21 protein-coding genes are annotated in these 23,923 nt (G+C 68.8%); 12 read left to right on the top strand and 9 right to left on the bottom strand.

Annotation, left to right across the window (positions count from 1 at the left end; all coding sequences use genetic code 11):
* The first annotated feature begins 426 nt into the window (after nucleotides 1–426).
* Entirely contained in the window at nucleotides 427–828 is a 402-nt protein-coding gene (locus ABIB25_RS05440) for a VOC family protein (RefSeq protein ID WP_354527557.1), read from the top strand.
* Nucleotides 829–903: 75 nt separating this feature from the next.
* On the opposite strand, the gene ABIB25_RS05445 is transcribed toward ABIB25_RS05440, so the two are convergent.
* The 5 genes from ABIB25_RS05445 to ABIB25_RS05465 form a co-directional block, all read right to left on the bottom strand.
* Nucleotides 904–2,727, bottom strand: coding sequence for an MFS transporter (locus ABIB25_RS05445; RefSeq protein WP_354527395.1), 1,824 nt, complete (start codon nucleotides 2,725–2,727; stop codon nucleotides 904–906).
* Nucleotides 2,728–2,801: 74 nt separating this feature from the next.
* A complete protein-coding gene (locus ABIB25_RS05450) occupies nucleotides 2,802–3,206 on the bottom strand; it encodes a VOC family protein (RefSeq protein WP_354527396.1) in 405 nt (134 codons plus the stop codon).
* A gap of 88 nt (nucleotides 3,207–3,294) precedes the next feature.
* Entirely contained in the window at nucleotides 3,295–4,113 is an 819-nt protein-coding gene (locus tag ABIB25_RS05455) for a helix-turn-helix domain-containing protein (protein WP_354527397.1), read from the bottom strand.
* A 61-nt stretch (nucleotides 4,114–4,174) separates the two neighbouring features.
* Nucleotides 4,175–5,419 (bottom strand): NAD(P)/FAD-dependent oxidoreductase, encoded by a 1,245-nt coding sequence (locus ABIB25_RS05460; protein WP_354527398.1) that lies wholly within the window; start codon nucleotides 5,417–5,419, stop codon nucleotides 4,175–4,177.
* Between the two features lie 36 nt (nucleotides 5,420–5,455).
* Nucleotides 5,456–6,460: a ketopantoate reductase family protein gene (locus tag ABIB25_RS05465; protein ID WP_354527399.1), complete on the bottom strand. Its 1,005-nt coding sequence runs from the start codon at nucleotides 6,458–6,460 to the stop codon at nucleotides 5,456–5,458.
* Between the two features lie 173 nt (nucleotides 6,461–6,633).
* Between ABIB25_RS05465 and ddaH the strand changes: the two genes are divergently transcribed.
* From ddaH to ABIB25_RS05490, 5 genes are all read left to right on the top strand, one after another.
* Nucleotides 6,634–7,470 carry a dimethylargininase gene (ddaH, locus tag ABIB25_RS05470; RefSeq protein ID WP_354527400.1) on the top strand — a complete coding sequence of 279 codons (837 nt, stop codon included), beginning with the start codon at nucleotides 6,634–6,636 and terminating at the stop codon, nucleotides 7,468–7,470.
* Between the two features lie 3 nt (nucleotides 7,471–7,473).
* On the top strand, nucleotides 7,474–8,475 hold the full coding sequence (gene dhaK / locus ABIB25_RS05475) for a dihydroxyacetone kinase subunit DhaK (protein ID WP_354527401.1): 1,002 nt from the start codon (nucleotides 7,474–7,476) through the stop codon (nucleotides 8,473–8,475).
* Nucleotides 8,476–8,479: 4 nt separating this feature from the next.
* On the top strand, nucleotides 8,480–9,124 hold the full coding sequence (dhaL, locus tag ABIB25_RS05480) for a dihydroxyacetone kinase subunit DhaL (protein ID WP_354527402.1): 645 nt from the start codon (nucleotides 8,480–8,482) through the stop codon (nucleotides 9,122–9,124).
* Nucleotides 9,124–11,562, top strand: coding sequence for a dihydroxyacetone kinase phosphoryl donor subunit DhaM (gene dhaM / locus ABIB25_RS05485; protein ID WP_354527403.1), 2,439 nt, complete (start codon nucleotides 9,124–9,126; stop codon nucleotides 11,560–11,562). The genes dhaL and dhaM overlap by 1 nt, the downstream gene beginning before the upstream one ends.
* A 69-nt stretch (nucleotides 11,563–11,631) precedes the next feature.
* The gene (locus ABIB25_RS05490; RefSeq protein ID WP_354527404.1) at nucleotides 11,632–12,690 is read left to right on the top strand and encodes an isopenicillin N synthase family dioxygenase; all 1,059 of its coding nucleotides are present in this window, start codon (nucleotides 11,632–11,634) and stop codon (nucleotides 12,688–12,690) included.
* A 165-nt stretch (nucleotides 12,691–12,855) separates the two neighbouring features.
* Here ABIB25_RS05490 and ABIB25_RS05495 read toward each other — a convergent pair whose 3' ends face one another.
* The 3 genes from ABIB25_RS05495 to ABIB25_RS05505 are packed head-to-tail and all read right to left on the bottom strand — an operon-like array spanning nucleotide 12,856 to nucleotide 15,666.
* Nucleotides 12,856–14,529 carry a DUF4091 domain-containing protein gene (locus ABIB25_RS05495; RefSeq protein WP_354527405.1) on the bottom strand — a complete coding sequence of 558 codons (1,674 nt, stop codon included), beginning with the start codon at nucleotides 14,527–14,529 and terminating at the stop codon, nucleotides 12,856–12,858.
* 13 nt (nucleotides 14,530–14,542) lie between these two features.
* Nucleotides 14,543–14,914: a hypothetical protein gene (locus ABIB25_RS05500; protein WP_354527406.1), complete on the bottom strand. Its 372-nt coding sequence runs from the start codon at nucleotides 14,912–14,914 to the stop codon at nucleotides 14,543–14,545.
* Nucleotides 14,911–15,666, bottom strand: coding sequence for a DeoR/GlpR family DNA-binding transcription regulator (locus ABIB25_RS05505; protein ID WP_354527407.1), 756 nt, complete (start codon nucleotides 15,664–15,666; stop codon nucleotides 14,911–14,913). The genes ABIB25_RS05500 and ABIB25_RS05505 overlap by 4 nt, the downstream gene beginning before the upstream one ends.
* 247 nt (nucleotides 15,667–15,913) lie before the next feature.
* Between ABIB25_RS05505 and ABIB25_RS05510 the strand changes: the two genes are divergently transcribed.
* Genes ABIB25_RS05510 through ABIB25_RS05535 form a run of 6 tightly spaced genes read left to right on the top strand, consistent with a single transcriptional unit; the run spans nucleotide 15,914 to nucleotide 22,633 of the window.
* Nucleotides 15,914–17,257, top strand: coding sequence for an ABC transporter substrate-binding protein (locus ABIB25_RS05510; protein WP_354527408.1), 1,344 nt, complete (start codon nucleotides 15,914–15,916; stop codon nucleotides 17,255–17,257).
* A gap of 59 nt (nucleotides 17,258–17,316) precedes the next feature.
* Complete coding sequence (locus tag ABIB25_RS05515; RefSeq protein ID WP_354527409.1) at nucleotides 17,317–18,228, top strand: carbohydrate ABC transporter permease; 912 nt, start codon at nucleotides 17,317–17,319, stop codon at nucleotides 18,226–18,228.
* Nucleotides 18,225–19,061 (top strand): carbohydrate ABC transporter permease, encoded by an 837-nt coding sequence (locus ABIB25_RS05520; protein WP_354527410.1) that lies wholly within the window; start codon nucleotides 18,225–18,227, stop codon nucleotides 19,059–19,061. Before ABIB25_RS05515 ends, ABIB25_RS05520 begins: the two co-directional genes overlap by 4 nt.
* Before the next feature lie 22 nt (nucleotides 19,062–19,083).
* Nucleotides 19,084–20,415, top strand: coding sequence for a family 4 glycosyl hydrolase (locus tag ABIB25_RS05525; RefSeq protein ID WP_354527411.1), 1,332 nt, complete (start codon nucleotides 19,084–19,086; stop codon nucleotides 20,413–20,415).
* 52 nt (nucleotides 20,416–20,467) lie between these two features.
* Nucleotides 20,468–21,625 (top strand): SIS domain-containing protein, encoded by a 1,158-nt coding sequence (locus tag ABIB25_RS05530; protein WP_354527412.1) that lies wholly within the window; start codon nucleotides 20,468–20,470, stop codon nucleotides 21,623–21,625.
* A gap of 3 nt (nucleotides 21,626–21,628) precedes the next feature.
* Nucleotides 21,629–22,633 (top strand): BadF/BadG/BcrA/BcrD ATPase family protein, encoded by a 1,005-nt coding sequence (locus ABIB25_RS05535; RefSeq protein ID WP_354527413.1) that lies wholly within the window; start codon nucleotides 21,629–21,631, stop codon nucleotides 22,631–22,633.
* A 25-nt stretch (nucleotides 22,634–22,658) separates the two neighbouring features.
* Here ABIB25_RS05535 and ABIB25_RS05540 read toward each other — a convergent pair whose 3' ends face one another.
* On the bottom strand, nucleotides 22,659–23,918 hold the full coding sequence (locus ABIB25_RS05540; protein ID WP_354527414.1) for an ROK family transcriptional regulator: 1,260 nt from the start codon (nucleotides 23,916–23,918) through the stop codon (nucleotides 22,659–22,661).
* Nucleotides 23,919–23,923: the final 5 nt, after the last annotated feature.

Raw genomic sequence — 23,923 nt, forward strand, 5'->3', positions numbered from 1 at the left:
GAGGCGGGACCGTCGGTGACGGCGGTGTCGGTGGACGTCTACGACGGACAGTTGTCAGCGGCGGCACTTTCGTCGACGTTCGACGACGCCCTGCTCTACCTCGCGGCGGACGACGACGATACGGAGAACCAGGCCGCCGACCTACTGCAGGCCCGCGTGAGCGGGACCACGGTGCGGATCCTGACCAGCCGCTGGGCGCCCAGCGGCGCGCTCGCCGACGGTCGATGGCCGAGAACCGAACGCCGGGTGCATCTCCTCCTCGGCGCGCACCAGAACCCGGCGACCGGTGAGGTCAGGTGGCACAGCCCGCAGGAGATCTCGGCCGCAGCCCTATCGGTTCTCGACACCGGGTCGGACGGGGCGCTGGGCAGCCCGGTGGTTCCCGAGACCGGACCGGACGAGCCAGGTCCGGCCGAACCGGATCCGGTGGTCGGAACGCTGCATCACCTCGAGCTGTGGGTGCCTGATCTGAATCGGGCCCAACAAGAGTGGGGATGGTTGCTGGGACAGCTCGGCTATCGGCAGTTCCAGGACTGGCCCGACGGTCGGAGCTGGAAACTGGGCCAGACCTATCTCGTGGTGGAGCAGTCATCGGCACTGTCCGCGCCGTCGCACGACCGCCTCCGGCCGGGTCTCAACCACTTGGCGTTCCACGTCGGCGATCTGCTGGAGACGATCGTCGAGGGTGCGGCAGCCCACGGTTGGACCTTGATGTTCGCCGATCGCCATCCGTATGCGGGTGGCTCGGGGCATCGTGCGGCCTACCTGCACAACTTCGATGGCTTCGAGATCGAGCTGGTCGCGACGCCGGATCCGCACACCGATTGATCCGTGGGCCGAGGCGTGCTGCCCACCGGACCGACAGGGATTCACCGGCAATAGGTCTCGGCACGCGCGGACAGCTCAGGTCCGGCGGTCGGTCCGTCCGGCCAGCGCCTCTTCGTAGGCCTCGTCGGCGCCCGGAACGGCCGGGAATTCCAGTGCAGCACCCTCGCGGGCCATGGCCGTCGCCACTCTCTCGTGCCCGGGAAGATCCTGGTCCGCGTGCACGAACTGCTTGCCGCGCAGAGCGGATGCCACGATGGCGATGAGCAGCAAGACGATCGAGGCACTGAACGCCACCACCAGACCGTGGTGGAAGGCGTCGGAGATCAGAGTGGGGAAGAAGGTCCGTCCGGTCAACGTCGACACGTCGGCACCTCCGCCCGCGAGCAGCTGGGACGGGTCGACCGCCCGCATCAGCTGGGTGATCGGGTTGTCGCCGAGGAACGCGGCGAACAGGGTGCCGACGGGCGGGGTCTGCGAGATGGTCTGTGCTGCATCGGGATGCACTCCGAGCGCGACAAGACCGGTCTGCATGGCGCTGGGCAGGCGGCTGGCCAACCCGATGGCCATCAAGGTGAAGAAGCCGCCCATCGACAGCACCATGCCGGCGTTCATCCCGGTCGCCCGGACCCCTGACGCCGCACCGCGTTCCGAGGCGGGTACCGCGTTCATGATGGCGGCCGAGTTGGGTGCCGCCAACAGCCCGGACCCGATGCCGTTGAGGGCCAACAGGGCTGCGAACATCACGTAGTTGAAGTTGGCCGGGATGAGCATCAGGCCGCCGAAGGTCAGCGCCGTCAGGATCAGGCCGCCGGTGGAGAAGGCCCTGGCGCCGAAGCGATCCGACAGTGCGCCGGAGACCGGACCGGCGACCAGGAACCCGATCGTCAGCGGCAACATGTAGATGCCGGCCCAGAGGGGTGTGTCGGCGAATTCGTACCCGTGCAGCGGCAGCCAGATGCCCTGCAACCAGATGATGAGGATGAACTGCAACCCGCCGCGAGCCATGGCCGAGGCGAAGTTGACGATGTTGCCCGCGGTGAACGCCCTGATCCTGAACAGCTTGAGGTTGATCATCGGGTCGGTCACCCGGTTCTCGATCACCACGAAGGCGACCAGAAGGGCGAGTCCGAGGATGACGCCGGTCAGGACCATCGGGCTCGTCCAGCCCATGGTGTGGTTGCCGTAGGGCTGCAGGCCGTAGGTGATGGCCACCAGCACGCCGATCAGGCCGAGGCCGAACGTCAGGTTGCCCCACCAGTCGATTCGTTGGTGACGCTGCCTGTCCCGGGGCTTGTCGTGGAGCGTCCGGTAGCCGATCCAGGTGCCCCAGATCCCGACCGGCACGCTGACCCAGAAGACCGCCCGCCAGTGCCATTCCGAGAGCAGACCGCCGATCACCAGGCCGAGGAACGATCCCGCCAATCCCGCTACCTGGTTGACGCCCAACGCGAAGCCGCGCCGGTCCGCGGGGAAGGCGTCCGTGATGATGGCCGTCGAGTTGGCGGTCAGCATCGCCCCGCCGACGCCCTGCAGCACCCGGAGTGCGATGAGTTCGACCGCACCGGCCGATCCGCTGTTCGGGACGAGCGCGCAGGCAATGGATCCGACCGTGAAGATGGCAAATCCGAGATTGAACAGCTTGGCTCGTCCGTATTGATCGCCGAGGCGGCCGAACGTCACCACCAGGACGGCGGTGACCAGCATGTACCCCATCAGCATCCAGAGCAGGTAGCTGATGTTCTGCGGTGCCAACGGGTCGAGCCCCAGTCCGGCGAAGATCGCCGGCAGGGAGATCAGCAGGATCGACGAGTTCAACGTCGCAGCCAGGATGCCGACGGTGGTGACGGTCAGCGCCACCCGGCGGTCGTGCGTGGCGGTGTGTGCGGATGTCGCGGTCACAGGCGTCCCTCTCGGTCGTTACTGATGCTAACGACACGAGCGACAACGAGACAAGAGGGGCCATGTGAACGCTGTCACCCCGCCTGATGGCCTCGATAGTCGCCAATGCTCCAGGCGTTGCCTTCCGGATCATGGAAGCCGAACTCCGCACTGCCGTAGTCGGTCTGCGCGAACGGTCGGCTGATCGTCCAGCCTGCCTCCTGGACTCGCGTGTGAAGTGCGGCCACGTCGGTGGTGACGAGGTAGACGGTTCCTTGGCCGGGACCGCCTGCGCCCCCGGACCATGACTTCTCGCCGGCGTCGCTCCCGAACATGATGCCGCCACCTTCGGGCCACAGCAGCTCGGCGTGGCTGACCGCGCGGTCCTCGCCGGGATAGACGACGGATTCGGTAAAACCGAGAACGCCGGTCAGGTAGCCGATGGCGGCCGGTGCATCTCGGTAGGACAGGGTGGGCCAGGTGCCGGGATTGTTTGTCATGCACCAAGCATTGCCCGCCCTGGCTGCCCTCGTCTTGCAAGAATGTGAAACTGGCGGCAGAAAATTGCGCCTGGGGGCGTGGGGGTGATCAGTCCCGTTGGGAGAGCCACGCGGTTGCGCTGCAGCCGGCGAACTGTCGCCATTCCGCGGCCAGGTGGGCCTGGTCGCTGTAGCCGCAGTCCACCGCGATGGCGGCGAGAGCAGGTCGGCGGGGGGAACGCAGTTCGTCTACCGTTCGGTCGAATCGGGTGACCCTGGCGAGATCTTTGGCCGTCAGACCGGTCTCGGCTCTCATCTGGTCGCTGAGATAGCGGCGTGACCATCCCACCTCGGCCGCGACGGCGCCGATCTGCATCTGCCCGCCCGACGTGGCGATCAACCGCCAGGCCTGACGGAGCTCCGGCCGCGGTAGTGATGCCCCGTCCAGTCGCCGTGAGATCCAGGACCGAACGGCGACCGCCGCGGCCGACGCGGCCAGACGTCCCTCGGTGAGGTCGGCCAGAGCCGGATCGCCGTCGGCTTTGAGCAGATCGCCGAGTTCGACCACTTGGCCCGCCAGTTCACCGGCCGGCATCCCGAAGAGGGCCCGCGACGCGAAAGGATGCACGGCCAACTGGATCCCGACCCCTGGTTCCTGCTGCGGCAGTTGGACAGGGGCGGTGTGCAGGCCGCCGACGGGAGCAGCGAACGAGCGCATCCGGACGCGATCGCCCACCAGAACTCCGATCGGAATGGTGCCGGCCAGCGACAGGACGATCGTCAACCACGGGGAGGGCAGCCCGGGGTGGATGCGGTCCGGTGTCGCGGGTTCGCGGTAGTAGAACGACCGTTTGACGGCGTGCGAAGCCGGCCCGATCGTGCGCAACTCGCGGAAGTCCGCCGGGTCCTCGACGCCGGTCGTCGTCATGTGGCCAGCGTAGTGCGGTGGGACAGTCGGAGGCCCGGTAATTGCACAGCGGCCGCACGGATCAGTGACCCAGATGTGCCGTCACCGCGTTGGCCGCCCGCCGGCCCGAGACCAGAGCGCCCTGGATGGAGGCGGTGTCGCGGTGGTCGCCCGCGACGAACAGCCCATCGCCCAGATCGACCGGCTGACGGTGCACGAGGGGGGCGCCCTGGGTGGGCAGGGCGCCGGTGATGTCGTGCCGGATCACCAGGTCCCAGTCGGTGGTCGACGCGCCGTACATCCGGGCGAGATGTCGGCGCACCTCCACCTCGTCCGCTTCGTCCGGCAGCAGGGTGGTGGCCTGCACCAGATGTCGTCCGGTCGGGGCGTAACCGGGGGCGGCGTGCGTCATCACGGCGGTGTTGACCACCGGCCCACCGGCCCGGCCGGCGCTGTCGACGAACAGCAGATTGCGCTGGGTGGGTGCCTCCTGGGTCGAGAACCAATACGTGCGTAGCCCTTTCATCGTCGGGACCGGAGTCGTCAGCAAAGCTGCCGCGGTCACCGGGTCCGTCGCGACGACGACCACCCGCGCCGTCCGATCGCCCTGGTCGGTCCGGACGACCAGGGCGCCGCCAGATCCGGTGAGCTCCAGGGCCCTGATGCCCAGATCCACCGGTCGCCGTAGCCGGGCAGCGAGCTGCATGGGCAGGGCGGACATGCCGGTGGCCGGGACGCCAGGGGTGCGGAGCAGGAAGCTCCGCAGCAGCAGCCGGGTGAAGTTGGCCGAGGTGGCGCCGGAGGCATCCGCGACCACGCCGGTGAGAAACGGCTCGAGGACCTCGTGCCGCAGTCGGCCGGTGACCTTCGCGCGGTCGAGCGAGTGCTTCAGATCGGTGTCCGGACTGGAGATCAGCCGGCGGACGCTACCGAGCGACGGCGCCGCCCATCGGCCCAGCCTGGCCAGTTCCAAGGGGTTGAGGTAGCCGCTGGTCAACGTCCTGCCCAGGAGGCGGGGTGACCGGCGGGGATCCCCGAGCACCTTCGTCCCGGTCCGTCCGGTCACCGCCACGCCGGCATCGAAGGTGCGCAGGTCCAGCGCCGTCCCGTCGATGAACTTCTTGATGGCCGGGTACGCGGGGTTGATCAACTGGAACCCGCGGTCGCAGCGAAATCCGTCGATGACGTCGGTGCGGACCCGCCCGCCGACGTCGTCGCCGGCCTCGATCACCTCGACGGTGTGGCCCCGACTCTCCAACGTCGTCGCACAGAGCAGACCCGCCAGGCCCGCGCCGATGACCAGGACGTCTGGCCGGTGCTCAGTCATGCCCTCATGGTGGCACGCGGTCCCGGGGGACCCGCCTCAGCTGCGGGCGGCCGCGTCGACGAGCGAGGTGAGTTCGTCGAAGCCGACGGTGCCGGGCGGGAGCCCCTGGCGGGCCAGATCGTTCGCCACCCGACGGAGGGTCTGGTTGACCGGCGTCGGGATGCCATGGAGCCGCCCGAGCAGCACGATCTCGCCTGACAGGTAGTCGGCCTCGATGTTCCCGGTCCCGCGGGTCATGCTCTGCCAGGTCGATCCGCCGCCCCGTGGGTGCCCGGGAATGTCCGCAGTGGCAAGCCGGACCCGGACCCCGGCATCCTCCTGCGGATCGGCGAAGTCGATTCCGGCGCCGAGGAGTACCTTTTCGCCCTCGGATCTGGCCCTCATCAACAGGGCGAGCGCGGCGTCGCCCTCGATCGGACCGCCGATGGCCTCGAGGGCATTGCCGAGGTTGGCCAGCAGCTTGGTGTACTTCCAGCGCATCACGCCCGCGCTCGGATGGCCGCCGATCAGGCATCGCTCCAGGTCGGCGCAGACCCGGCTGGTCAGATCGTCGGTTCCGGACGGATAGGCCCCGATGGTGAGGACACCGATCAGTGGATCGCCGTAGGCCGCGATCCGGCCCGGGGCCAGGTGGCCGGCCGGCAGCATCACGCAGATGCCGTAGACCCTGGCGAATCTGCGCAGCGCGAGTCGTTCGCCCTCGGCGCCGTTCTGCGCGCAGAAGATCGGGAGCAGTTCCCCGGCCGTTCCCCCGCCGGCGACCGGCTGGGCACTCCAGAGATCGAGCGCTTCGATGCTCTGCTGCACCTTCACGCCCAGGACGAGGACGTCGTCGGGCTCCAGCTTCACCTCGTCAGGACCGGACACGACGGGAAGGTCCAACGTGCTGGTGCCCCGGGGCGTGGCAAACTCCAGACCGTCGGAGGCCATCGCCTGACCATGGGCGCCACGGGCGACCAGGATCACCGAGTGGCCCCCTTGGAAGAGGGCAGCGCCGATCGATCCGCCGACGGCTCCTGCGCCGATCACGATGTATCTCACGCTCGACACGGTGCCACAGGAGACCGGTCCACCTCACGCCGGATGTGGTCGTGCGAGGCCACTCCGCGGCTGTCGGCCCACAGCGATAGGGTCGTGGTCGAAGTCGAACCAGCCCGCAGACTGCCGTCTGCGTGTCATCCTCCTTGCCCAGTGTGCCCACCGTCGGAGTCAACATGTCGTTCACCGACGCGCCGCCTACCTCGCGACGCGCCCTGATCCGCCGCCCTTCTCCGCACCTGGCCGACGGGCTGATCACCCACATCGACCGGAGCCCGATCGACATCGATCTGGCCGGGGAGCAGTGGCAGGGATACGCCGACGCCCTGACCGCCAACGGGTGGCAGACGCTCGAGGTGCCGGCGGCACCGGAGTGTCCGGACTCGGTGTTCGTCGAGGACTCCGTGGTGATGTTCGCCGGGACCGCGGTGATCAGCAATCCCGGTGCGGACGAGCGCAAACCGGAGACCGCGGGAACCGCGGAGACGTTGACCGGCCTCGGGTATCCGGTCCAGATCATGACCAGGGGCGTCCTGGACGGCGGCGACGTGCTCAAGATCGGGTCGTTGGTCTACGTCGGTCGCGGTGGCCGCACGGACGCAGCCGGAGTGGCCGAGTTCCGGTCGTTCCTGGAACCGTTGGGCGCCAGGGTGATCGCTGTCCCCTTGACGAAGGTCCTGCATCTCAAATCGGCGATCACCGCCCTGCCCGACGGCTCGATCATCGGGTATCCGCCCATCGTCGACGACCCGTCGTTCTTCCCTCACTTCCGGCCGATGCCGGAGGAGGCCGGGTCCCATGTCGTCGACCTCGGAGACGGGCGGCTCCTGATGGCGTCGTCCGCTCCGCGTTCGGCCGAGATGATCGCCGACCTCGGTTACGAACCGGTCCTGGTCGACATCACCGAATTCGAGAAGATGGAGGGCTGTGTCACCTGCTTGTCCGTCCGTCTCCGATCCGATCCAGCGGCATCCGGCACGGCGATCCCCGCAACGCATCCCACAAAGGAGTGAGAGATGAAGAAGATCATCAACAGTCCGTCCACCGTGGTGGACGAGGCCCTCGACGGCATGGCAGCGGCTCATCCCGACCTGCTGACCCTGCACCGTGAGCCGACCTACGTGACGAGGGCCGACGGTCCCATCGCCGGCAAGGTCGCGCTCGTCTCCGGCGGCGGCAGCGGTCACGAGCCGATGCATGTCGGCTACGTCGGCGCCGGGATGTTGGATGCAGCGGTCCCGGGAGCCATGTTCACCTCGCCGACCCCGGACCAGATCCTGGACGCGACCAAGGCCGTGGACGGCGGCGCCGGGGTGCTGCACATCGTGAAGAACTACACGGGCGACGTCCTCAACTTCGAGATGGCCGCCGAGCTGGCACAGGCCGAGGACATCCAGGTCTCCGCAGTGGTCGTCGATGACGACGTCGCGGTCAAGGACTCCACCTGGACCGCCGGTCGACGCGGGGTCGGCGGCACGGTGCTGCTCGAGAAGATCGCCGGCGCCGCGGCCGCCCGCGGGGACGATCTCGCGTCGGTCACCGCCATCGCCCAGCGGGTCAACGCCAAGGTCCGGTCGATGGGCATGGCTCTGCGGGCCTGCACCGTCCCGCACTCCGGGGAGCCGTCGTTCACCCTGGCCGAGGACGAGATGGAGATCGGTATCGGGATCCACGGCGAACCTGGACGGGAGACCCGCAAGCTCGCACCGGCGGACGAGATCGTCGAGATCCTCCTGTCGGCCATCCTCGAGGATCTACCGTTCTCCGCCGGCGACCGGACGCTGCTGTTCGTCAACGGAATGGGTGGCACGCCCGAGGTCGAGCTCTACCTCGCCTACAATTCGGCTCGAAAGTATCTGGCAGGCAAGGGTATCGAGGTGGAACGGTCGCTGGTCGGCAATTACATCACGGCGCTGGAGATGCAAGGTATGTCCATCACCCTGCTGCAGCTCGACGACGAGTTCGTCGAGCTGTGGGATGCGCCGGTCCACACCGTCGCCCTTCGAAGAGGATTGTGAATACATGGGGTACGACGCCGAGTCACTGGTGAAGGCCGTCCGGGCGCTGGGTGCGGAGATCGCCCACCGCCGGGCCGAGCTCACCCATCTCGACCAGGAGATCGGTGACGGCGACCACGGCGAGAACCTGGCCCGCGGCTTCTCCGCAGTTCTCACCAAGCTGCGCGCTGCCGAACCGGAGACACCCTCGAAGGTGCTGTCCCTGGTCGCCACCACGCTGATCTCGACGGTCGGCGGTGCCTCGGGGCCGCTCTTCGGGACGGCGTTCCTCCGCGCATCGACCGTCATCGGGACCGCCACCGAGCTCGACGGAACCCTGGTCGCCTCGGCCCTGGTAGCGGCGAGGGACGGCGTCGTGGCCCGGGGCAAGGCCGAGGTCGGAGACAAGACCATGGTCGATGCGCTGAGTCCGGCCGCCGAGGCCGCGACCGCGGCCGCTGCCCAGGGCGCCGATGTCGCCGGGGTGCTGGCCGCCGCGGCCGCTGCGGCCGCCGCCGGGGCGGAATCGACCAGGCCGCTCCAGGCCCGCAAGGGCCGGGCGTCCTATCTGGGTGAACGCTCCATCGGTCACGTCGACCCCGGTGCACAGAGCACCACCTACCTGCTGGACTCGCTGGCGCTCAGCGCGGCCAGTCACACGGAGGACTGATGACGGTCGGGCTGATCCTGGTCTCCCACAGCGCCGACCTGGCGAAGGGGAGTGCGGAGCTGGCCCGGCAGATGGCTCCGACGGTGGTCATCTCACCCGCCGGCGGTACCGATGACGGCGGCATCGGAACCTCGTTCGAGGCGATCACGGCAGCGATGACGAGCGCCGACACCGGCTCGGGAGCGGTCCTGCTGTACGACCTGGGAAGCGCTCTGCTGACGGCCGAGACCGCCCTGGAGTTCCTGGATCCCGAAGCGGCGCAACGCATCAGGATCGTCGACGCGCCGTTGGTCGAAGGCGCGCTGGCAGCTGCGGTCACCGCGGAAGGTGGCGGGGACCTCGACACGGTGGCGGCCTCGGCCCGCTCGGCGGGAGGCATCGCGTCGGGCGAGCCATCCGACCGACCCGACGGGCCTGCCCACCAGGACGAGACATCGGACGCCCAGTCCCCAGCAGGCGACCGGAGCGTGACGGCGACGGTTTCGGTGGTGAATCCGCTCGGGCTGCATGCGCGCCCAGTGGCCACCTTGATCCGATCCCTGGTCGGCCTCGACGTCCGGGTGACACTCGGTCGTCCCGGAGAGCCGGCGGTGGACCTGCGTGCCGTGCTGCGGGTGGTCGCGATGGCCCTGCGCGGCGGTGATCAGATCGAAGTGGTGACGACCGGCCCGGACGCCACAGCGGCCGCCGCGACCGTCACCGCCCTGATCACCGGCGGATTCGGTGAGAGCGGTGACCTTCCTCGGCGTATCCCGGCGGCCGGCATGGGCGCCGCCCCGGCCCGGATGGGCAACGCGCCGTCGGGCCGCTCCTTCGGCGGGTCACCGACCATCGTCGACGGCCTGCTGACCGCGATGCCAGGCGCGCCCGGGTTGGCCATCGGTCCGTTGGTCCGGCTCAACCGTGCCCCGCAGCAACTGGCCGCAACAGCGCACGCGGACGGCACTGCGTTCGACGGGCCGGAACAGGCGGAGCTGCTCGACGTCGCGATCGCGGCAGCGTCTCAGAAACTTCTCGCCGGCAATCAGTTCGAGGTGGCCCACGCCGTGCTGCTGACCGACCCGGAGATGCGCGCGGCCGCCGAGCCGGCACTGATCGACGGGTCCAGCGACGCCGCCTCCGCCTGGTGGGATGCAGTCGGTCGGACGGCCGACGAGATGGCCTCCGACCCCGACGAACTCGTGGCGTCCCGAGCGGTCGACGTCCGGGAGGCCGGCGCCTCGGTGCTCGCCGAACTCGGCGTGGTCGTCGACCGGATCCCGGCGGGTCTGCACGGTGCCGTCGTCTTCGCCGACGATCTCGGCCCGGGTGAGGTGCCGGTACTGCTGGAACGCGGGGCCGCCGGTGTGGTGCTCTCCCGCAGCTCGACCACCTCGCACGCGGTGATCGTCGCGCGGGGGCTCGGACTGCCGCTGATCCTGCGGGCCGGGGATGAGATCGGTCGGTTGCCGGCCGGTTCCGAGTTGGTCCTGGACGGCGACGCCGGGACGGTGACGGTGGCGCCGAACGCGGAGGCCGGCGCCGATGTCCGGCGCCGCATCGAGGAACTGGCCCACGACTCCCGGGTGCGGACGGATGCGGCGATGGGCCCGGTCTTCCTGCCGGACGGACGGCAGATCCTGGTGGTGGCCAACATCGGTTCTCTCGCCGATGCCAAGGCCGCCGTGGCCTCGGGGGCGGACGGTGTCGGTCTGCTGCGTACCGAACTGCTGGTGCTGGACCGGGAGACCTACCCGGACGAGGACACCCAGACGACGGACCTGTCGGCGATCTTCGAGGTGCTGCAGGGCCGTCCGATCGTTGTGCGGGTCCTCGATGCGGGTGGCGACAAACCGGTCACCGCACTGGATCTCGATCCGATGCACAACGGATTTCTTGGCGTCCGGGGGCTGCGCTACCTGCTCGCCCACCCGGAACTCCTGCACGCCCAGCTCCGAGCCATCTTCCGGGCGTCGGTCGGGCATCGGGTATCCGTGATGGCACCGATGGTGTCGGTGGCGGCCGAGGTGATCGCCTTCCGGGACGCGGTCGAGAAGGCCGTCGCCTCCCTCGTCGAGGAGGGCGCCGCGCATCAGGCACCTGATCAGGTCGGCGTGATGATCGAGGTCCCGGCAGCGGCTCTGGCCGCAGACGAGATCTGCGCGGCCTGCGATTTCGTCTCCGTCGGTTCCAACGACCTGACCAGCTACACCATGGCCGCCGACCGGACGGAGGCCGGCGTCGCCGACCTGCTCGACCCATCCTCGACGGCCGTGCAGCGACTGCTGGACCAGCTGTGCGGGTTCGCCGTGGCGGCCGGCACTCCGGTGGCCGTCTGCGGGGAGATCGCCGGGATGACGGAGCACGCCCTGGCGCTGGTGGCACGGGGTGTGCACGAACTCTCGGTCGCTCCGGCCCGCATCCCGTTGATCAAGGAACTCCTCCGCAAGGCCGGCTGACCAGCGCGGTGGCTAGCATCGGTATCGCAAGCAGCCGTCTCGAGCGGTGAACGTCCTGTGGAGGTCAGCGTGACGATCGAATCCCTGCCCGTGCTCGATCTGTCGGAACTGGACGGGGGTGGGCGTGCCGCCGAGGATTTCCTGACCCGGCTGCGTCAGGCCACCCATGACGTCGGCTTCTTCTACCTGGTCGGACACGGGGTGCCGCAGACGCTCGTCGACACGATGATCAGCACGGCGCACAGCTTCTTCGCGCTGCCGGTCGACGACAAGATGGCGATCGAGAACCTGAAGAGCCCGCATTTCCGTGGCTACACCAGGATCGGCGGCGAGCGCACCCAGGGCCGGACCGACTGGCGGGAGCAGATCGACATCGGGCCGGAGCGACCGGCGGTCGAACCCGGACCCGAGGTACCCGAGTGGGAGCGCCTCGAGGGGCCCAACCAGTGGCCAGCGGCGATGCCAGAACTCCGCGGGGTGGTGACCCGGTGGGACGCCGAGATGATGGGAGTCGGGCTGCGGCTGCTACGGGCCTGGGCGCGGGCATTGGGCCAGCCCGCCGACGTCTTCGACGAGGCGTTCGCGGACCGGCCCTCCACCCTGCTGAAGATCGTCCGCTACCCGGGCCGATCTGGCAGAAACCCCATGAACGACAACGGTTCCGCCGCGCCGGCGGACGAGGCAGATCGGCAGGGGGTCGGGTCGCACAAGGACGGGGGAGTGCTCACGCTGCTGCTCCTCGAGCCGGGGACCGCCGGCCTGCAGGTGCAGCATGACGGCGGATGGATCGACGCGCCGCCGATGCCGGGCGCGTTCGTCGTCAACATCGGTGAGTTGTTGGAGGTTGCGACCAACGGCTACCTCAAGGCCACCGTGCATCGCGTGCTGTCCCCGCCGGACGGTTCCGAACGCATCTCGATCCCGTTCTTCTACAACCCGGCGCTGTCCAGCACGATCCCGATGCTGACGCTGCCGTCGGAGCTGCAGGCGGAGGCGGTCGGCATCACGGCGGACCCGGACAATCCGCTCTACGCGACCTACGGCGCGAACCTTCTCAAGAGTCGGCTCCGGGCCCACCCCGACGTCGCGGCCATCCACCACGCCGACCTGCTCGCCGCGCGCCGGTAGTCGGACAGCGCGGCGCCGGTAGTCGGACAGCGCGGCCCCCCAGTCCGCGGCCCGGATGCCCGACTACCTGCAGCAGGCGGTGGCCCGGCAGGTCGCCGGGACGCACCGATGACCACCAGTGAGCCGACGGCGGTGTCATGTCCGCCGGTTCCTCGCTCTGGGTGCCTACGGGTCGAGAGCGGTGATCTGTCGGTTGACGTTCTCGCGCACCCCGAGGTAGTGGAGCGGGTCCGCGCTGTAGCGGTCGAAGGAGAGTCGCCCGCCACGGCCGTCGGTGTCGATCTGCTGCAGCACCGCGGCACGGCCGGCAAGTTCCGCGAGCCGGTCGAACGCCCTCATGTCGAACATCGCCTGGGTGAAGACCTTGGACCGGATGGAGTCCCACGGCTGCCCGCCGATGCCTGGGTAGACCATGAAGGCGTCACCCCCGAGCAGTGCCCCGGAGGCGGTGGTGTCGCGGAACGGATCGATGGGTCGGCGGGAGAGCTCGGAGTTGTAGAAGTTGAAGCCCCAGTGCAGGAATCCGGCACAGCCGTGGGCAAAGAGCTGGTGTCCGAGAACGCGGTTGCGACTCGACGGCATCGCGAAGAACCTGTTCGACACGTCCCGATCCTGGGCGACGCAGTAGTACGCCCACAACGGCCGGATGCCGCGGGCCAGGAATGGTGCGATGGCGTCGGTGGCGACCACCGCGTGCTCGACGGTGCCGGAGTCGTAGAACTCGATGTCGCTGAGAGCGTCGATCACGGTGCACGGCTCGAGCAGATCCGCGACCACTGCCTTGGCGCGTGCGTAGCTCGCCAGATGCTCGGCGCCGCTCGGCTCGTCCGAGATGTGGAAGAGCACCCGGTCCAGCCCCCAGACGGTGTCCAGATGCGTCTTCAGTGCAGGGATGACCTGCTCGAGAAAGTCTCGATAGCTCGGGTCCGTCGCGCTCACGTGCCAGCCGAACGCTTCGACGGACTCCCCGTCCCGGGTCACGTAGATGGACGGGGTCGCGAGGGCGCCCCACTGCGTGAACAGATGCGCGATCTCCAGCCGGTCCATGCCGTGCCGGCGACACAGCTGCAGCCATCTGTCCAGCAGGGTGAAGTCGACGGCGTACCGCCCGTCGGCATGGGTGATGTCCAGCAGCTGCGTCCTGCGGCGGCGACCGCCCACCTCGGTGTCCAGCGGCGGGGTCCAGACAGGCGTCAGGACCGTATTGACCTGCATCCGGGCTGCGGATCCGAGAAATGCGTCGATGACGGCCCAGTGCTGTTCGGAGAAGACGTCGCAGCCGTAGAACTCTGCGAGCCCGTCGCAGTGGAACCAGTGCGTGTGGGCGATGGGCAGTCGCGGCAGAGCCTGGGCGTACACCACGACGGACATGCGCCGGCGGTAGAGGAGCGCCGCACGGGAATCGGTGACGCTGACGACGATGTCATGCCGCCCGGCCAGCGCGGGGTCGTCGACGCGGAAGTCGACCCACAGACCCCGCCAGCTACCGAGTATCGGCGAGATGCTCCCGTCGACAAGCGGTCTCAGCAGATCGGGATAGAGCCCGGGCCCGTCGCGGTCGTAGCCGTCGTCGTGCTCGGCGAACGCGGCCAGGTCGCACGGAACCAGATCCACGCTGTGCAGGGTGACGTACGGACGGGCGGCCGGGTCGACGTCCACCCGCAGCGGCGCGCTGTCCCGGAAAGCGGCGCGCTGCGGAGGTCGGAACGCGACCTGGAACGAAGCCGTCTCCCCGAGGAAGACGCTCATCGCGGGCGATTCACCGTCACCGCCGAGAACGCCGTCGGGATAGACCTTCGCCAGCGCGTGCGTCGTCCTGAACTGCCAGTCGCCGTTCATCGCAACGCGGCGGTCATCGGGGAGGGAATCTTCGATGGTCGCCGATGACCTTCTCCAGGACCGCGAATGTCCGACCCATCCGGGCGCCGACAGCGCGGGAGTAGAACCCGGCGGGGCCGATCCAGTTGATCTGCGCGACCCGCAGTCCCGCGGTGCAGTCGAGCGGTCGGGCCGACCGCCCAGCCGTCGACGTGCCCGGTCGGGGCCAGGGTGTCACAGGCCCGGCTGTCACAGGCCCGGCCGTCCTCTTGCCGGCCGCGGCATTCGGAGCTGTCAGGTATAGGAGAGTCGTCGACGCGAACAGGAAGCCGGTCATCTCGTCGTCGCACACGGCCACCAGACGCAGGGCCGCAGTCCGCAGTTCCGCCGGACCGGCCCGACTCACGTGGTCACCACGCGTACCCCGGCCGCGCGCAGCTCGTCCAGGTCGGCGGGATGGGCGCCGCGGTCGGTCACCACGTCGTCGACCCGCGAGAGCGGAGTGATCTGCGCGAACCGCACCACGCCGATCTTCGAGCTGTCCGCGATCACCACGGCTCGGCGGGACTGGCGCAGGAAGGCGCGGTCGGTCTGGGCTTCCATCTCGTCATACGTCGTACATCCCTGTTCAGCCGTCAGCCCGTCGACACCGATGAACGCCACGTCCAGGTGGTACCCGGCCAGCATCACCTCCGCGGCCGGCCCGACCAGTTCCGCCGACCAGCGCGCAATTCCGCCGATGACCACCAGGTGGAGCCGTTTGTTGCCGACCAGCTCGGCTGCGATGTTGATCGCGTTGGTGACGACGGTGATGTTCCGTCTGGCCGACAGCGCCCGGGCCAGCTCCAGAGCGGTTGTCCCGCCCGTCATCCCGACGACGGCGCCCTCGTCGACCAGCTCGGCGGCGGCCCTGCCGATCCGGATCTTCTCCTCCTGGCGCATGGCCGCCTTGACCCTGATGTGCAACTCGGCGCCGACATCGTTGGCCACCGCTCCGCCGTGCGTGCGCAGCAGCAGGCCACTCCTGGACAGCGCCTGCAGGTCGCGCCGAATGGTCGCCTCGGAGACCCCCAGTGAAGTGGCCAACTCGGTGACCTCGATGGCGCGGCTGTCACCCACGCGTTCGAGGATTGCGGTGTGCCGCACCTGTCTGCGCATCGCTGCATCGTATCCACTCCGTGTCCGAGTGCTCACCGAAGTATTAGTGCGCGATTGTGCGCGGAACACGCAACACAATGTTCACACAATCATTCAATACCGCACCATTGACGGACCTGCGCCGGGCTCTCTACTGTAGGCCGATCGCACCGCTCACAAATGCGCAGCGTTGTCCCCTGACGAACGCGCACCATTCGATCACGGCTGGCTGCGTCTCGTTGACGAGGCGCAAGCCGCAGGAGGCGAAATGCGCACCATTCATGGTCGTTCCCCAGCGTCGACGCGGTCCGCCCGCATGCTTGCAGCGGTCGCGGGCGTCGTGCTGGTGACGTCTGCCTGTGGCGGAAGCACAGCCAGTTCGAGCGGTTCGGGACAGACCACCGGGGTGACGATCACCGTCGCGCTGGCCGCGGATCCACCACCGGCCGCGGTGCTGGCTGCCTTCACCCAGCAGAGCGGCATCACCGTCAACTGGGTCAACATCGACTGGGACAGCCTGCAGACCAAGATCTCGGCCGCCGCAACGGCGAAGACGTTCTTCGCCGACGCCACCGATGTCGATTGGTCGCGGGTGGGCCAGCTCGGCAAACTCGGCTGGTTCGTGCCGATGGAGAAGTACATCGACACGGCCGCGACGAAGGCCGACGTCCCCCAGCTCTCCTCCTTCACGTCCGACGGCCACGTCGTCGGCGTGCCCTACGACGCGTCGTTCATGGTCACAACGGTCAACGAGGACCTGTTCACCAGGGCCGGCATCACGGCCATGCCGAAGACGATGACGGAATACACCAGTGCTCTGAAACAACTGAAGAGCAAAGGGGTGTCGCAGTATCCGTTGAACATCCCGTTCGCGGCGGCCGAGGGTCTGTCGACGTACTGGTACCAGACGACGAACGCCTTCGGCGGCACGGTGCTGGACGGAACCGGGAAACCCCAGTTCACCGACCCCGGCTCCGCCGGCTACCAGGCAGCAGCGTGGATGGTCGACGCCATGAAGACCGGGCTGGTGCCGCCCGGCAACATCAACGTCACCGACAGCCAGGGAGAGCAGACCCTGATGGCCAAAGGTCAGGTGGCGACCACGTTCTCGGACTACTCGGGCGTCGTCGGCGTGCTGTACAACGACAAGACGCAGTCCTCGGTGCCCAGCAAGACGCAGTACCTGCCGACGCCCGGCGTCGACAGGCCGACGGTCAACTTGTCCAATCCCGACGGCATCGGAATCCCGAAGGAAGCGAAATACCCCGACGCGGCGGCCAAATTCATCCAGTGGTTCACGTCGGCCCAGACGCAACAGGATTTCGCCGGGCTGAGCGGTCCGAGCAAGACGTGGAGCGCCTACACGCTGCCCTCACATCTCTCGGCCGTGCAGAAGCTGGCCACAGCAGGCGGTCTCGCCCAGGGTCAGGTGCTGGCCGACCTGTTGAAGACGTCGAAGCCGGTGTTCGCCGGCGGTGCGCCGACCTGGTACCCGAAATTCTCCAACGCCGTCTACACGAACCTGCATGCCGCGGCGACCGGTTCGATGAGCACTGATCAGGCCATCAAGGCGATTGCCGCGGTCGCCGTCAGTCTCTCGAGCGGGTCGTGACCGCTTCGGCATCCCCCGGACAGGGCCGCAACCGCTCGACCACCGGTCGCTTCGTACCGATGCAACGGACACCGGACGATGCGTCGCAGGTCGCTGTCCGCCGCCGCCGGCCCGACCTGCTGCCGTTCCTGCTGATCGCACCGGTCGTCATCTTCATCATCGGTCTGGCCCTGGTGCCGGCGGGGTTCACGGTCATCCAGTCGTTCTTCACCGTCGATGAACTGGATCCGCCTGCACGCTTCAGCGGGCTGAACAACTTCGTCCAGCTGTTCCACGATCCCGCGGTGACGTCCAGCGTGGGCAACACCGTGCTGTACGTGGTCATCGGCGTGACCTTGTCCACCGTGCTTGCCGTCCCGATGGCGGTGCTCCTGCAGAGCGCGTTCCGCGGACGCAGCTTCGTCATCGCCATTCTCATCCTCCCGTGGGCGCTGCCGGGTGTGGTCGAGGGCATCCTGTGGACCGGCATCTTCGACTCCAACGGTGGGCTGATCAGCAGTCTCGCCTCCACCCTGCACCTCAGTACCGGCACCGGCGTGCTGCTGGGCCAGGACCGGCTGCTGACCATAGCGCTCATCGAACTGGTCCAGGTATGGCAGATCACGCCTTTGTCGGTTCTGCTGATACTGGCTGCACTGCAACTGATCCCAGGAGAGCTCTACGAGGCGGCAGCGATCGACGGTGCTGGTCCCTGGCGCTCATTCCGTAGCGTGACGCTGCCGCTGGCGCGTCCCGGTATCGCCGTGGCCATGGTGCAGGCCGTCATCGCCACCTTCAACGTCTTCGACCAACCGTTCGTGCTCAACGGTGCCGCCTCCACGGCCGCCTCCCTGACGATGCAGACCTACTACATCAGCTTCCAGAACCTGAACTTCGGTCAGGGGTATGCGTTGTCCCTGTTGATCGCGGTGGCCACCTGCGTGGTGTCGGTGGTCGTCGTGCGAGTGGTCTACCGGAAGGTGGAACTGTGACCCGGCGACGACATCCGTTGCGCGCGATCGGTATCGCGCTGGTGGTGATCTGGTCGATCATCCCGATCTACTGGGCCGCCAAGACGAGTCTGCAGACCGAGAACGATGCCCATGCCCGCCCGACGCAGTACATCCCGCAGCACCCCACGTTCGCCAACTTCAAGGCCCTGCTGTCGCCGGACAGCAGCGTCGGTGCGGGAATCCGCCGCTCCCTGCTCAACATCGTCGTGGAGTGCGGGCTCGCCACGCTCGTCACCGTGGTGCTGGCCACCCTGGCGGCCTACGCGTTCGCGCGCATGCACTTCCGCGGTCGGTCGGTGCTGTTCTTCGCCATCCTGGCCACCATGGCGTTCCCGCCGTACACCACGCTGATCCCGCTCTACCGGATCATGAGCGACTTCGGTCTGGTGAACACCTACCTCGGCATCGTACTGGTCTACGTCTCGGGGTTCCTGCCGCTCGCGACCTGGGTGCTGCACAACTACTTCGCGAGCCTGCCGATGACGATCGAGGAAGCGGGTCTGATCGATGGGGCCAGCCGGATGCAGGTGTTGTGGTTCCTGCTGCTGCCGCTGGCCCGACCTGGCATCATCTCGACCGCGCTCATCACCTTTCTCTTCGGGTGGGGGCAGTTCCTGTTCCCGCTGGTGCTCACCAGCGACCTGTCCACGCAGCCACTGACCGTGGTCATCGCAGCCCTGCAGGGTCGGCACGTGGTGCCGTCGACCCTGCTGTCGGCCGCCGGGATGCTGGCGATTGCCGTTCCCGCCGTGCTGGCGCTCAGCTTCAACCGCTACATCGTCAACGGTCTGTTGGCGGGCAGTGTCAAGTGACCGATCACCTGGAAGGTTGGGCATGCCACACAATTCGATGGTTCTGATCGGTGCGGGCAGCACCGTGTTCACCCCCGGCCTGATGACGGACCTGGCGCTGGCACCGGCGTTCTCCGGCTGGACCGTGCACCTGGTCGACCTCGACGCCGACGCAGCGGACACGATGGCCCGGTTGGGCCGGCGCATCGCCGCGGAGCACGGTGCGGACCTGCACTTCGAGGCGCACACCGATCGGCGCGAGGCACTGGCCGGAGCCCGCTTCGTCACCACCACCATCGCCGTTGGCGCGGCCGCCGGCTGGTTGCACGACATCGAGATCCCGGCGCGTCACGGCATCGCCCAGACGGTCGGGGACAGCGTGGGGCCCGGCGGCGTGCTCAGGGCGCTCCGCCACGTCCCCGAGATCGTGGCCATCGCCCGGGATGTCGAGGAGTTGGCGCCGCAGGCCCAGATGATCAACTACTCCAATCCGTTGACGGCCAACGTGCGCGCGGTCGCGGCGACCACCTCCGTCGACGTGGTCGGCCTCTGCCACGGCACCATGCACACGCTGTCGGCTCTGGCCGGGGACCTCGGCGTGCCGGCCGACCAGGTGCGCGCCACCTTCGCGGGTCTGAACCACCTGTGCTGGTTGTTGGACATCCGCCGCGGAGGCGAGGATCTCTACCCGCAGCTGCTGGCGCTGGTGGGGGAGCGGGCCGGCGGCCGTGATGCTCCGTCGACCAGCCGGGAAGGGGTGCACCTGTCGGTGTCCGCGGATCTGCTGCGCACCTTCGGTCGCTACCCGGCTCCTGGTGACCGGCACGTCTCGGAATTCTTCGGCTGGTACCTGCGCGGCGCCGACGGCGAGCATCTGCCGTGGGGCCTGCAGGGTGGGCGCGACGACACGATGCGCTACATCCACGAGAAGGCCGATCTGTGGGAGCAGCTGAATGCGCAGGCCGACGGTCGTGCCCCGCTCAACAGCAGGAACCAGGAGGCCGAACGCCTGGTGTCCATCGCCACCGCCATCATCACCGGCCGGGACTCCGTGGAGCTCGCCGTCAACCTGCCCAACGACGGGAAGATCCCGAACCTGCCGCCGCTGGCGGTGGTCGAGGTGCCCGCGGTGATCGGGGCGGCCGGGATCACCGGGCTTGCCGTCGGCCCGCTGCCCGCTGGCATCGCCGCGGTGCTGTCGGCGAGAGCTCAGCAGCAGGAGCTCACCGTCCAGGCCGCCCTCACCGGCAGCCGCGCCACCGCCATCCAGGCCATGGCGCTGGACCCGCTGGTGACGGACACCGCGACGGCGACCGCCATCCTCGACGACGCGGTCGTTGCCCACGCGCCCGCCCTGGATCGCTTCGCCGGATGAACGCGAACGACCACGGGTGCACGTGCCGCCCCCACTCCGCGGAGAGAACGGCGTGACCGCGACCGGGCAGCCGTCGGGCGATGTCGATCCTTCCGGGGCCGGCTGGACCGCCCGGGAGATCGGTCAGCAGCCGGCCCTGTGGCGAGAGGTCGCCCGGTCGGTCGAATCCGCCCGAGCCGAGACCGACGCGTTCCTGGCGCCCCTGCTTGCGCAGACGCGACTGCGGATCGTGCTGACCGGTGCCGGCACCTCCGCGTTCGCCGGTGCGGTGCTCGCTCCCTACCTCGCCCGGAGGATGGGACGGCGGGTCGAGGCGATCGCCACCACCGACCTGGTGTCGAACCCGCGCGAACATCTCGCGGAGGACGTGCCGACGCTGCTGGTCTCGTTCGCGAGATCGGGCGACAGCCCGGAAAGCGTTGCTGCGGCCCGACTCGCGAGCCGATGTCTGACCAGGTGTCACCACATGGTGCTCACCTGCAACAACAGGGGGGAGTTGTACCGGGACCATGTCGCCGCGCCGCTCTCGCTGGTCAGGGTGATGCCCGCCGGTGCCAATGACCGCGGCTTCGCGATGACGTCCAGCTACACCTGCATGCTGCTCACCGCACTGCTCGTCCTCGGCGGGGAGAGTGTCGATCTCGTCGAACGTCTGGGCGCCGCCGCTGACCAACTGCTTGCCGGCACCGCGGCCGCGATCCGCGACGTGGCCTACCGCGGCCCCCGGAAAATCGTGTACCTCGGCAGCGGGCCGCTGACCGGCCTGGCGCAGGAGTCGGCACTGAAGATGCTCGAGCTCACGGCGGGCACCGTCGCGACGTGGTTCGACTCTCCGCTCGGGTTCCGGCACGGGCCGAAGTCGGTGCTGGACGACACGACCCTGGTGCTCGTCTTCGTCTCGAACGACCCGTACACCCGGAAATACGACCTCGACATGGTCGCCGAGCTGCGGGCGACGCAGCAGCGAGGATCTGTCGTCGTCGTGTCGGCGGCGCGCGAGGACCCGGAGCCCGACAACTGCTGGATGATCGACGGTGTCGAGGATCTGGACGACGTGGCCCTGTCGTTGCCCTTCGTGGTGTGCGCACAACTGCTGGCCCTGCACACCTCGCTGGCCCGGGGATTCACCCCCGACAACCCGTTCCCCGGGGGTGAGGTGAACCGGGTGGTCCGCGGCGTCACGATCCACGAGCTGGACGGGTCGGGCTGAGGGATGTTCCTCGGCGTCGACGGGGGTGGTACCAAGGTTGCGTTCTGCCTGTTGAGCAGCGACGGCACCGTCGTGTCGTCGACGTCGTTGTCCAGTGCGTCCTTCGACGGGCGTGACCACGACGTGCTCACGCGCCTGCTGGACAGCGGGATCTCGGCGGTCTGCAGCCAGGCCGATGTCCTCGCCGAGGACATCGAGTACGCGTTCTTCGGGCTGCCCGCCTACGGGGAGGTCAGCTCGGTCGTTCCGGTGCTCGACCGGATACCGCTCCAGCTGCTGCACCATCGCCGCTACACCTGCGACAACGACATGGTGTGCGGCTGGGCCGGATCGCTGGGCACCGCCGAAGGGATCAACGTCATCAGTGGCACGGGGTCGATGGCCTTCGGGGTGCATCGCGGTCGTCGGGCGCGTGCCGGCGGTTGGGGTGAGTTGTTCGGCGACGAGGGATCAGCCCACTGGATCGCCATCCGGGGCCTTGCCGCGTTTGCCCGGATGAGCGACGGACGAGTCGCCCGCGGCCCTCTTCATGACCTGCTGCGCGAGCGCCTCGGCCTGGTCGACGACATCGAGGCAATCCATGTCGTGGTGAACCGATGGGGTGCCCGCCGCAGCGAGGTCGCCGCGCTGAGCGCGGTGGTCGACCGTGCGGCAGCCGCCGGAGACGCTGTGGCGCGGCAGATCCTCACGGCTGCCGCGGCAGAACTGGTGCTCGTGGTGCGGGCCTGCCGACGCGCGCTGCAGGTTGCTGCCGACGAAGCTGTGCCCGTGTCCTACTCGGGCGGGGTCTTCTCGGCCGACCTGGTGAGAGATGGGTTCACGCTGGGCATGCGCCGGCTCGGCGGCTACGAAGTGCGCGCGCCGCTCTTCACACCGGTCGTCGGCGCGGCGCTCCAGGCGGCCGCCCTGGCCGGCGCGTCGCTGGCGCCGGACGCGATGCGGCGCCTGCGCGCCGGCGCCGGTCTGGCGCAGCCGGAGGTGGGCGAGCAGGCGGCGCATCGAACTTGACAGGGCTCAGGCGAGCACACCGGCCTCAGCCGAGCACACCCGCCAGTGTTGGAGCCTGCCCGAACAGTTGTGACCGAACACCCTGCAGCGCAACCTCGATAGAACCCTGCAGGACACCGTCGGACGCGAGGCCGGAGAGCAGTACGGGCGGCCGGACGAAGCTGATCTGGTGCAGGTGGGTGATCACCTTCTCGAGCATCACCTGTCCGCCGGCGAGTGCGACCGGGCCACCGAGGACGAGCAGGCCAGGGTCGATCAGGTTGGTCACGGCCGCGGCGCCGAGCGCGATGCCGTTGGCCAGTTCGGTGATCAGTGCGGCGCCGGGTTCCCCGGCCGACAGCGCTGCGGTGACGATCCCGGCGGAGCTGCCGCCCTTGATTCCGAATTGGCGCGACAGTGCCTTGAGCCCCTGCCCGCCGACCAACTGCTGGAACCCACCGGTGCCGCCGCGGTCGGCGCGCGGGGCCTCGCTGCCCGGCACGCCGAGGTAGCCGATCTCGCCGGCCCCACCGTGCGCGCCCGCCCGGAGGACCCCACCCAGCACCAGTCCCAACCCGACGCCGCGGTCGAGCCACAGCAGGGCGTAGTCGGTGCTGCTCCTGGCCACGCCGTGGGTGCCCTCGGCCACTGCGGCGAGGTTGACGTCGTTCCCATGGATCACGGGCACCCCGAGCGTCTGGGTCAGCCGTTCGATCAGTCCCGGTGCTTCCCAGCCCCGGATGTGGCGAGCGTGGCGCAGCCGTCCGGTGGCTGGATCGATGACGCCAGGGGTGGCGACGACCACGCGGTGAATGGCGGACCTGGCCAAGCCGGTCGCGGCGAGCAGACCGTCGACGGCGGCGGAGATCTCGCCGACCGGGCTGGCCACCCGGCGTTCCTGCACCGCTACCTCGAAGGTGGCCAGCAGCTCGCCGGTCAGCGTGGCCAGCCCGGCCACGCAGCCGCTCTGCTCGACATGCACCCCGACCACGTAGGCGGCATGGGAATCGACCGCGTAGATCCGGGCGTTCGGCCCCGGACCACCGGCGACCACCCCCCTGGTCGTGACCAGGCCGCGGGCCTCCAGGCCGGACAGCAGCGAGGAGACGGTCGGCTTCGACAGGCCGGTGAGTTCACCGACCCGACCTCTGGTCAGTTGTCCGTACTCCAGTAGCAGTCGCAGCACGACCTGGTCGTTGATCTCGCGAAGCAGTCGCGGAGAATCCGCGCTGCGTTGTCCGGGCGGTTCCGACACCGACGCCGACGGCGTACGGGGTCGGAGGGTGTACGCATTGCTGGGTTCCACGAGGC

It is taken from the genome of Nakamurella sp. UYEF19 (assembly GCF_040546275.1).
In the GTDB taxonomy this organism is placed as follows: Bacteria; Actinomycetota; Actinomycetes; order Mycobacteriales; family Nakamurellaceae; genus Nakamurella.